The 8,892-nt window shown below is 65.4% G+C and carries 8 protein-coding genes; 4 read left to right on the top strand and 4 right to left on the bottom strand.

Annotated features, from left to right (window positions below; all coding sequences use genetic code 11):
- Positions 1-217: hypothetical protein (locus tag G3N93_RS27775; protein WP_206134403.1), on the bottom strand; the 217-nt coding region annotated here is incomplete at its 3' end.
- Positions 218-277: 60 nt separating this feature from the next.
- Here G3N93_RS27775 and G3N93_RS27770 point away from each other — a divergent pair.
- From G3N93_RS27770 to acnA, 3 genes are read left to right on the top strand one after another with little or no spacing between them, the layout of a single operon-like run.
- On the top strand, positions 278-793 hold the full coding sequence (locus G3N93_RS27770; protein ID WP_011355750.1) for a hypothetical protein: 516 nt from the start codon (positions 278-280) through the stop codon (positions 791-793).
- 22 nt (positions 794-815) lie between these two features.
- A complete protein-coding gene (locus tag G3N93_RS27765; protein WP_206134402.1) occupies positions 816-2,267 on the top strand; it encodes a bifunctional 2-methylcitrate dehydratase/aconitate hydratase in 1,452 nt (483 codons plus the stop codon).
- 52 nt (positions 2,268-2,319) lie between these two features.
- Positions 2,320-5,037 carry an aconitate hydratase AcnA gene (gene acnA / locus G3N93_RS27760; protein WP_174937101.1) on the top strand — a complete coding sequence of 906 codons (2,718 nt, stop codon included), beginning with the start codon at positions 2,320-2,322 and terminating at the stop codon, positions 5,035-5,037.
- 104 nt (positions 5,038-5,141) lie between these two features.
- Here the strand turns inward: acnA and G3N93_RS27755 are convergent, their stop codons facing one another.
- The 3 genes from G3N93_RS27755 to G3N93_RS27745 are packed head-to-tail and all read right to left on the bottom strand — an operon-like array spanning position 5,142 to position 6,327.
- Complete coding sequence (locus tag G3N93_RS27755; protein WP_174937099.1) at positions 5,142-5,576, bottom strand: DUF1801 domain-containing protein; 435 nt, start codon at positions 5,574-5,576, stop codon at positions 5,142-5,144.
- Positions 5,573-6,004 (bottom strand): SRPBCC domain-containing protein, encoded by a 432-nt coding sequence (locus G3N93_RS27750; protein WP_043177686.1) that lies wholly within the window; start codon positions 6,002-6,004, stop codon positions 5,573-5,575. The genes G3N93_RS27755 and G3N93_RS27750 overlap by 4 nt, the downstream gene beginning before the upstream one ends.
- Positions 6,004-6,327, bottom strand: a complete 324-nt coding sequence (locus tag G3N93_RS27745; protein ID WP_041493622.1) for a helix-turn-helix transcriptional regulator — start codon at positions 6,325-6,327, stop codon at positions 6,004-6,006. Before G3N93_RS27745 ends, G3N93_RS27750 begins: the two co-directional genes overlap by 1 nt.
- A 642-nt stretch (positions 6,328-6,969) precedes the next feature.
- Here G3N93_RS27745 and G3N93_RS27740 point away from each other — a divergent pair.
- On the top strand, positions 6,970-8,703 hold the full coding sequence (locus tag G3N93_RS27740) for a protease pro-enzyme activation domain-containing protein (RefSeq protein WP_174937093.1): 1,734 nt from the start codon (positions 6,970-6,972) through the stop codon (positions 8,701-8,703).
- Positions 8,704-8,892 lie beyond the last annotated feature (189 nt).

Here is an 8,892-nt window from a genome sequence, read left to right as displayed (position 1 = left end):
AGGCCGCGCCGCTGTTCGGCCCGGCCGCCGCGGGCCGCGCGCCGTAAGCGCGCGCCGCCGGCCGATACACGAGTTTCATGCATTCGACGACGCGCGAACCGGATAGAGGTTTGCGAAACGACAAAAAACGTAACGGAGCCCGAAAACCTGATATATGCGCGGCCAAATAGGTGAAAATAGCGGCCGCTGCGCGCTTTCGGGGCGCGTGCAGTTTCAAACCGGCCGGCAGCTTCGATTGCCGGCCCTTGTCAACTGATTATCGAAAGGTTCTGACTCCATGAAGAAACTCCTGATCGCTACCGCCATCGGCGCCTTGTCCGCCACGATGCTGGTGTCGGCTCCGAGCGCGTTTGCCCAGGGTACGACCACGACGACCGCGAAGAAGGCAACGGCCAAGCGCCCGGCGCCGGCCAAGCGCATCATCCCGCGCAGCAAGAAGGCCCAGGCACGTGCCGCAGCCAAGGTTGATCCGGTACCGGACGGCGCGGTCAAGTGGTCCTGCAAGGAAGGTCTGTCGTTCGACCTCGCCGGCGACATGAAGCGCGACCAGGTCGTCACGGTTCACTGGGCGAAGAAGAACTACAAGCTGCCGCGTCAGGCCACGACGACGGGCGCCGACACGTTCTACGATCCGGCAGCAGGCTTCAAGCTGATCGTGATCCCGACCAAGGCGATGCTGTTCTCCGACGCAAACGGCGGCGAGCGCCTCGCGGACGAATGCGTGACGCCGGAAATGACGCAAGGCACGCCGGCACCGACGCAGTCGAACGAGCTGAAGCCGGCAACGAACTAAGCGCGTTCCCATCGGCCCCTCGATGTCCGCCCCGGTCTCCAACGTCCGCCCTGCTCCGGATACGGTACTCGTCGATATCGTCGACTACGTGCTGAATGCCGGCATCGACAGCGCGCTCGCGCTGGAGACGGCGCGTCATTGCCTGATCGACACGCTCGGATGTGGACTCGAGGCGCTGTCCTACCCTGCCTGCACCAAGCTGCTTGGCCCCGTCGTGCCCGGCACGATCGTGCCGAACGGCGCGAAGGTGCCCGGCACGTCCTTCCAGCTCGATCCCGTCCAGGCCGCATTCGGCATCGGCGCGATGATCCGCTGGCTGGACTTCAACGACACCTGGCTCGCCGCCGAATGGGGCCATCCGTCCGACAATCTCGGCGGAATCCTGGCGACGGCCGACTGGCTTTCCCGCACGGCCGTCGCGGCCGGCCGGAAGCCGCTCACGATGCGCGACGTGCTGGTCGCGATGATCCAGGCCCACGAGATCCAGGGCTGCCTCGCTCTCGAGAATTCGTTCAATGCGGTCGGGCTCGACCACGTGCTGCTCGTGAAGGTCGCATCGACGGCCGTCGTCGGCCGGCTGCTCGGGCTCACGCGCGACGAGCTGATCAATGCGGTGTCCAATGCATTCGTCGACGGCCAGGCGCTGCGCACCTACCGCCATGCACCGAACACCGGCTCGCGCAAGTCGTGGGCGGCCGGCGATGCAACCTCCCGCGCGGTGCGCCTCGCGCTGATCGCGAAAACGGGTGAAATGGGCTACCCGTCGGCGCTCACCGCTAAAACCTGGGGCTTCTACGACGTGCTGTTCGACGGCAAGCCGTTCCGCTTCCAGCGCCCGTACGGCACGTACGTGATGGAAAACGTGCTGTTCAAGATCGCGTTCCCCGCCGAATTCCACGCACAAACGGCTGCCGAGGCCGCGCTGCAGCTGCATGCGCAGCTCGCCGCCGCGGGCCGCACGACCGACGACATCAGCAGGATCACGATCCGCACGCACGCGGCCGCGATCCGCATCATCGACAAGCAGGGCCCGCTCGCCAATCCAGCCGATCGCGACCACTGCATCCAGTACATGGTCGCCGTGCCGCTGTTGTACGGCCGGCTGACCGCGGCCGACTACGAAGATTCGGCCGCCGCCGATCCCCGCATCGACGCGCTGCGCGCGAAAACCGTGTGCGTCGAGGACCCGCAGTTCACGAAGGATTACCACGACCCGGACAAGCGCTCGATCGCGAATGCACTGACGATCGAGTTCACGGACGGGTCGAAGCTTGCCGAGGTGGCGGTCGAATACCCGCTCGGCCACCGGCGGCGCCGGGCCGAAGGCGTCCCGCTCCTGGTCGAGAAGTTCAGGACCAACCTTGCCCGCCGCTTCCCGGCAAAGCAGCAACAAGCGATTCTCGACGTGTCGCTGGACCAGGCAAAGCTCGAAGCAATGCCGGTCGATGAGTACGTCGATCTGTATGTGATATAGCCGTCATCTACAGGACACTTTGTTTCCTAGCCTTAAACCCAGGAAAATCACCATGGCCCACAATCTCCACAAGACCCTCAAGGAATTCGACAGCGGTTCCGGCAAAGGCAAGTTCTACTCGCTGCCGCAGCTCGGCAAGGAACTGAAGACGAAGATCGAACGCCTGCCGGTGTCGATCCGTATCGTGCTCGAATCCGTGCTGCGCAACTACGACGGCAAGAAAATCACCGAAGCGCACATCGAGCAGCTCGCGAACTGGAAGCCGACCGAGAAGCGCGTCGACGAGATTCCGTTCGTGGTGTCGCGCGTCGTGCTGCAGGACTTCACGGGCGTGCCGCTGCTCGCCGACATCGCGGCCATGCGCGGCGTCGCGGAGCGTACGGGCAAGAACCCGAAGAAGATCGAACCGCTGGTCCCGGTCGATCTCGTCGTCGACCACTCGGTCCAGATCGATTACTTCCGCCAGAAGGACGCGCTCGACCTGAACATGAAACTGGAATTCCAGCGCAACAACGAGCGCTACCAGTTCATGAAGTGGGGCATGCAGGCATTCGACACGTTCAAGGTCGTGCCGCCGGGCGTCGGCATCGTCCACCAGGTGAACCTCGAATACCTCGCGCGCGGCGTCCACAAGAAGGCGGACGGCGGCGACACCGTGTACTACCCGGATACGCTCGTCGGCACCGACAGCCACACGACGATGATCAACGGCATCGGCGTGGTCGGCTGGGGCGTGGGCGGCATCGAGGCGGAAGCCGGCATGCTCGGCCAGCCGGTGTACTTCCTGACGCCGGACGTCGTCGGCGTCGAGCTGAAGGGCAAGCTGCGCGAAGGCGTGACGGCCACCGACCTGGTGCTGACGATCACCGAAATGCTGCGCAAGGAGAAGGTCGTCGGCAAGTTCGTCGAATTCTTCGGCGAAGGCACGAAGTCGCTGTCGCTGCCGGACCGCGCGACGATCGGCAACATGGCGCCGGAATACGGCGCGACGATGGGCTTCTTCCCGGTCGACGAAAAGACGATCGACTACTTCGAAGGCACGGGCCGCACGAAGGCGGAAATCGCCGCGTTCGAAAACTACTTCAAGGCGCAGAAGCTGTTCGGCATCCCGAAGGCCGGCGACATCGACTACACGAAGACGGTGACGCTCGACCTCGCAACGGTCGCACCGTCGCTGGCCGGCCCGAAGCGTCCGCAGGACCGCATCGAGATCGGCAACGTCAAGTCGACGTTCACCGACCTGTTCTCGAAGCCGGTGGCGGACAACGGCTTCGCGAAGAAGGCGGACGACCTGGCCACGCAATACACGACGAGCAACGGCGTCGACGTGAAGAACGGCGACGTGCTGATCGCCGCGATCACGTCGTGCACGAACACGTCGAACCCGAGCGTGCTGCTGGCCGCCGGCCTGCTCGCGAAGAAGGCGGTCGAGGCCGGCCTCACGGTCGATCCGAAGATCAAGACCTCGCTCGCGCCGGGATCGCGCATCGTCACCGAGTACCTGACGAAGACGGGCCTGCTGCCCTACCTGTCGAAGCTCGGCTTCGAAGTCGCGGCCTACGGCTGCACGACCTGTATCGGCAACGCGGGCGACCTGACGCCGGAGCTGAACGAAGCGATCACGAAGAACGACATCGTCGCGGCAGCCGTGCTGTCGGGCAACCGTAACTTCGAAGCGCGTATCCACCCGAACATCCGCGCGAACTTCCTCGCGTCGCCGCCGCTGGTCGTCGCCTACGCGATCGCCGGCAACATCACGCGCGACCTGATGACCGAGCCGGTCGGCAAGGGCAAGGGCGGCCGCGACATCTACCTCGGCGACATCTGGCCGACGAGCGAAGAAATCCACGCGCTGCTCAAGTTCGCGCTCGATCCGAAGAAGTTCGAGGACAACTACTCGAAGCTGACCAAGAAGGGCGACCTCTGGAGCAAGATCGAGGGCGAATCGGGCCAGGTCTACGACTGGCCGAAGTCGACGTACATCGCCGAGCCGCCGTTCTTCGGCGACGACTTCTCGATGGAACCGGCTGCGTCGATCCCGACGGTCAAGGGCGCACGTGCGCTGGGCATTTTCGGTGACTCGGTCACGACCGACCACATCAGCCCGGCAGGCTCGATCAAGGAAGATTCGCCGGCAGGCAAGTGGCTGAAGGAAAACGGCGTGCAGAAGGCCGATTTCAACAGCTACGGCTCGCGCCGCGGCAACCACGACGTGATGATGCGCGGCACGTTCGCGAACGTCCGGATCAAGAACCTGATGATCCCGGCGAAGGAAGACGGCTCGCGCGTCGAAGGCGGCCTGACGATCCACCAGCCGAGCGGCGAACAGCAGTCGATCTACGACGCGGCCATGCAGTATGTCGGCGCCGATACGCCGACGGTCGTGTTCGCGGGCGAAGAGTACGGCACGGGCTCGTCGCGCGACTGGGCCGCGAAGGGCACGCAACTGCTCGGCGTGAAGGCCGTGATCGCACGCAGCTTCGAGCGCATCCACCGCTCGAACCTGGTCGGCATGGGCGTGCTGCCGCTGCAGTTCAAGGGCTCGGACAGCATCCAGTCGCTCGGCATCACCGGCGACGAAACCTATGACATCGAAGGCCTCGGCGACGACTTCAAGCCGCAGCAGGACGTCACGCTCGTGATCAACCGCAAGAACGGCGAAACGCAGCGCGTGCAGGTGCTGCTGCGCATCGATACGCCGATCGAAGTCGACTACTACAAGCACGGCGGTATCCTGCCGTTCGTGCTGCGCTCGCTGCTCGCAGCGTAAGCGCCCTGCTTTTGCAGGTGCCGCAGCCGCCTCGCGGCGGTTGCGGCCGATTTGGATGCCCGACCTCGTGTCGGGCTTTTTTTTGCCTGCGCGTCAGGTGCGCGTCATGCGGCCTTGCTGCTGCGCGGCTTCGCAGCCGCGCCGGACCGCGCGTTCTTCTTCAGATGCGTGCGGTTGTAGTCGATCGCCGCGCGTACGAGGTTCTTCAGCGCCCGCTTGTCGAGCTTGTCGCCTTCGAAGAAATCGATCGCGCGCCGCGCATTGCCGTCGAGGCCGTCGTTGAACAGCTGGTCGGGATCGGGCAGCTGCGCGCCGTGCATGAAGGTCACCTTCACCTTGCCCTTGTGCGCGTTCGCCACCGCGATCATCCCGTCGCACGACCATACGGGGCTGCCCATCCATTTCCATTCCTCGACGATGCCCGCTTGCGCGTCGAGGATCGTCTGGCGCAGGTCGGCGAAGGTCTTGCCGCGCCAGTCGGCGATGCCGGCGATCAGCGCGTCGATGCGCTCCGACGGCGTGAGATCCGTTGTGCTCATGCGCGGGCCTCCGTGCCTTCGTCGGGGCGGGCCAGCACCTGTTCGAGCGCGTCGAAGAACCGGACCCAGCCGTGCTGCGCGCCGCGGTACGCCTGCTCCTGATCCGTGCGGAAGCCGACCTGCTCCATCCGCAGGTGCGTGCCGCCCGGCGTCGGCGTGAGCGTCCACGTGACGACGCTTTCGAGGCCGTACGCGGCCCACGTATAGGACAACGCATGCGGCGGCTCGATCGTCAGGACCGTGCAGTCGACCGAGCCCCAGTCGGCGCGGAAGCTGAAGGCGCGGCCCGCGACGGGCTCGAAGTCGCTCTTCATCAGCCACGCCTCGATCAGGTGCGGTTGTGTGAGCGCGCGCCAGATCTTCTCCGGCGGATGAGGCAGCTCCCGGTCGACGACGACGGAGCGCGTTTCGGTGGTGGCCTGGTTCATTACTGGTCCATCCTTTTCAGAAGATCTTCGAGGGCATCGAACCGGTTCTGCCAGAAGCCGGCCATCTGGCTCGTCCAGTCGATCAACGGGGCCAGCGCTTGAGGCTGCGCGCTGTAGTGCGTCTGCCGGCCTTCGTGACGATCGCTCACGAGCCCGGCCTGCTTCAGGACGCCGAGATGCTTCGAGACGGCCGGCTGCGAGACGCCCGCATGGGCCGTCAGCGCGGCAACCGTCAGCTCGCCGTCCGCGCACAGCCGCTCGAAGAGCGCGCGGCGCGTGGGATCGGCAAGTGTCCTGAAAAGCATGTCGTGTGCGTTCTGCATGTCCAAATCCATAACCCGATGGTTATGAATCGAAGGATATCCGCTGATCGACGCGCGTCAAGGCGGAATTTCACGAACGGCGTCGTGCGATCTCGCGCGAGCCCGCCGTCCACCGTGTCGGCACGCACACGCCGCCGAATTCGAGTCTTTACTCTAATTTGCAACCGCAGCATGGAATCCGAAAGCAGCCCGCAAGACTGTCGGAAGCACCGTTCCACAGTTCGGGAAACGTTTGCGATCGACCAGCCCCTTTTTTGTGCACGCGCCGATCCGTTCCTGCCGTGCCGTTGCGTTTGACCACATAGTGCGACGCGGCACGCGGCAACGACCGGTCGTGCGCAATGCGTTCACGCATCGATCCGCTTCGCGATCGTGCACGCTCAGGCGCCGCAACGAGCGACTCGTGCGTGCGAGCGTCGCGCCTTGCATGCCGTCGTATCGCGAACCGGTTCCGTTCGCCCCTGCTGCGATCACTTGCGCGAATGACGCAACGCATGCGCACGCACGCGCCGATGTCAGAACTGACAGCTATGGAAAATGGCAGCTACTTGAACGGCGGTGACGCCCTACGCTCGTCACCGCTCGCGATCCCACAAGGGTCGAGGGCTCCAGCAACGTCGTCTCTCCTAAAAAGGACTCCCGATGAAAAGGAACGCCTGGTTTGCCCTGCCCCTGCCGTCGCCCCGCCGCCTTGCGTGCGTGGCACCGCTCGTGTTCGCCGCCGCTGCAGCGCATGCGGCGACGGACTGGGTCGACACCCACACGAAGGCCTTTCTGACCGGCCCGCAGTTGATGGCGCGCAGCGCGGCGCCGTCGCTCGAACTTGCGGCCGGCGAAACGACCAACGTCGTCGTCAGCCTGAAGCTGCGCAATGCCGCGCAGCTCAAGCAACTGTCGCGCGACGTGAACCGGCCGGGCAGCGCGCAATACCGCCAGTACCTCACGCACGCGCAGTTCCTCGCCAACTACGCGCCAACCGAAGCGCAGGTGAAGTCGGTCGTCGACTATCTGCACAAGAGCGGCTTCGTGAACGTCGAGGTCGCACCGAACCGGTTGCTGGTATCCGCACGTGGCACGGCCGGCACCGTGAAGACCGCATTCAACACGTCGCTCGTGCACTTCGAATACGCGGGCCGCTCGGGCTTCGCCAATACGTCGACCGCACAGGTGCCGCGCGCGCTCGGCGACGTCGTCGGCTCGGTGCTCGGGCTGCAGAGCGTCGCGCATGCGCGGCCGCTGCTGCGCATCGGCAACGTGTCGAAGCCGCAGGCGCTCGCGGCCGGCACGGCGACCGGCCACTATCCGAAGGAATTCCCGGGCCTCTACAACGCAACCGGCGTGCCGACCGCAGCCGGCGTCACCGTCGGCATCATCACGATCGGCGGCGTGTCGCAGACGCTGCAGGACCTGAAGCAGTTCACGTCGAGCAACGGTTACAGCACCGTCTCGACGCAGACCGTCCAGACCAACGGCTCGGGCGGCACCTACACCGACGACCAGGACGGCCAGGGCGAGTGGGATCTCGACAGCCAGTCGATCGTCGGCTCGGCCGGCGGCAAGGTCGGCAAGCTCGTGTTCTACATGGCCGACCTCAACGCCAGCGGCAACACCGGCCTCACGCAGGCGTTCAACCAGGCCGTGTCGGACAACACCGCGAAAGTGATCAACGTATCGCTCGGCTGGTGCGAAACCGATGCGAACGCGGACGGCACGATCGACGCCGAGGAACAGATCTTCACGACCGCTGCGGCACAAGGGCAGACGTTCTCGGTTTCGTCGGGCGACGAAGGCGTGTACGAGTGCAACAACCGCGGCTATCCGGACGGCTCGAACTACACGGTGTCGTGGCCGGCTTCGTCGCCGCACGTGCTCGCGATCGGCGGCACGACGCTCTACACGACGTCGTCGGGCGCGTTCTCGAATGAAACCGTGTGGAACGAAGGGCTCGACGGCAACGGCAAGCTGTGGGCGACGGGCGGCGGCGTCAGCACGATCCTGCCCGCGCCGTCGTGGCAGTCGGGCAGCAACCGCCAGCTGCCGGACGTGTCGTTCGACGCGGCGCAAAGCACCGGCGCGTACATCTACAACTACGGCCAGTTGCAGCAGATCGGCGGCACGAGCCTCGCCGCGCCGATCTTCACGGGCCTCTGGGCGCGCCTGCTCGCAGCGAACGGCACGGGCCTCGGCTTCCCGGCCGGCAAGTTCTACGCCGACGTTCCGTCGAACCCGTCGCTCGTGCGCTACGACGTGGTGTCGGGGAACAACGGCTATCAGGGGTATGGCTACAACGCAGGCACCGGCTGGGATTACACGACCGGCTTCGGCAGCCTGAACATCGCGAACCTCAACCAGCTGATCAAGTCGGGCGGGTTCTAAGCGAAGCGTGAAGGCCGGCGCGTGGCGGTGGTTCGTTGCGCGCCGGTTCGAGACTTCCCCGCGATCGTTGTCCGGTCGTCTGCTTGCGGCGCAACCGCGCCCCGCCCGCTACTCCGTCGCACGCTCGCTCACGCGCTCCGATGCGGCCGGCACGCCGGCCCGATGCGACGGCGCAAAGAGCCGCAACCA

The sequence above is a fragment of the Burkholderia sp. Se-20378 genome (assembly GCF_017104665.1).
Lineage (GTDB): Bacteria > Pseudomonadota > Gammaproteobacteria > Burkholderiales > Burkholderiaceae > Burkholderia > Burkholderia lata.
Note: the sequence above shows the minus strand (reverse complement) of the source record. Positions and strands in the feature narration are given on the sequence as shown.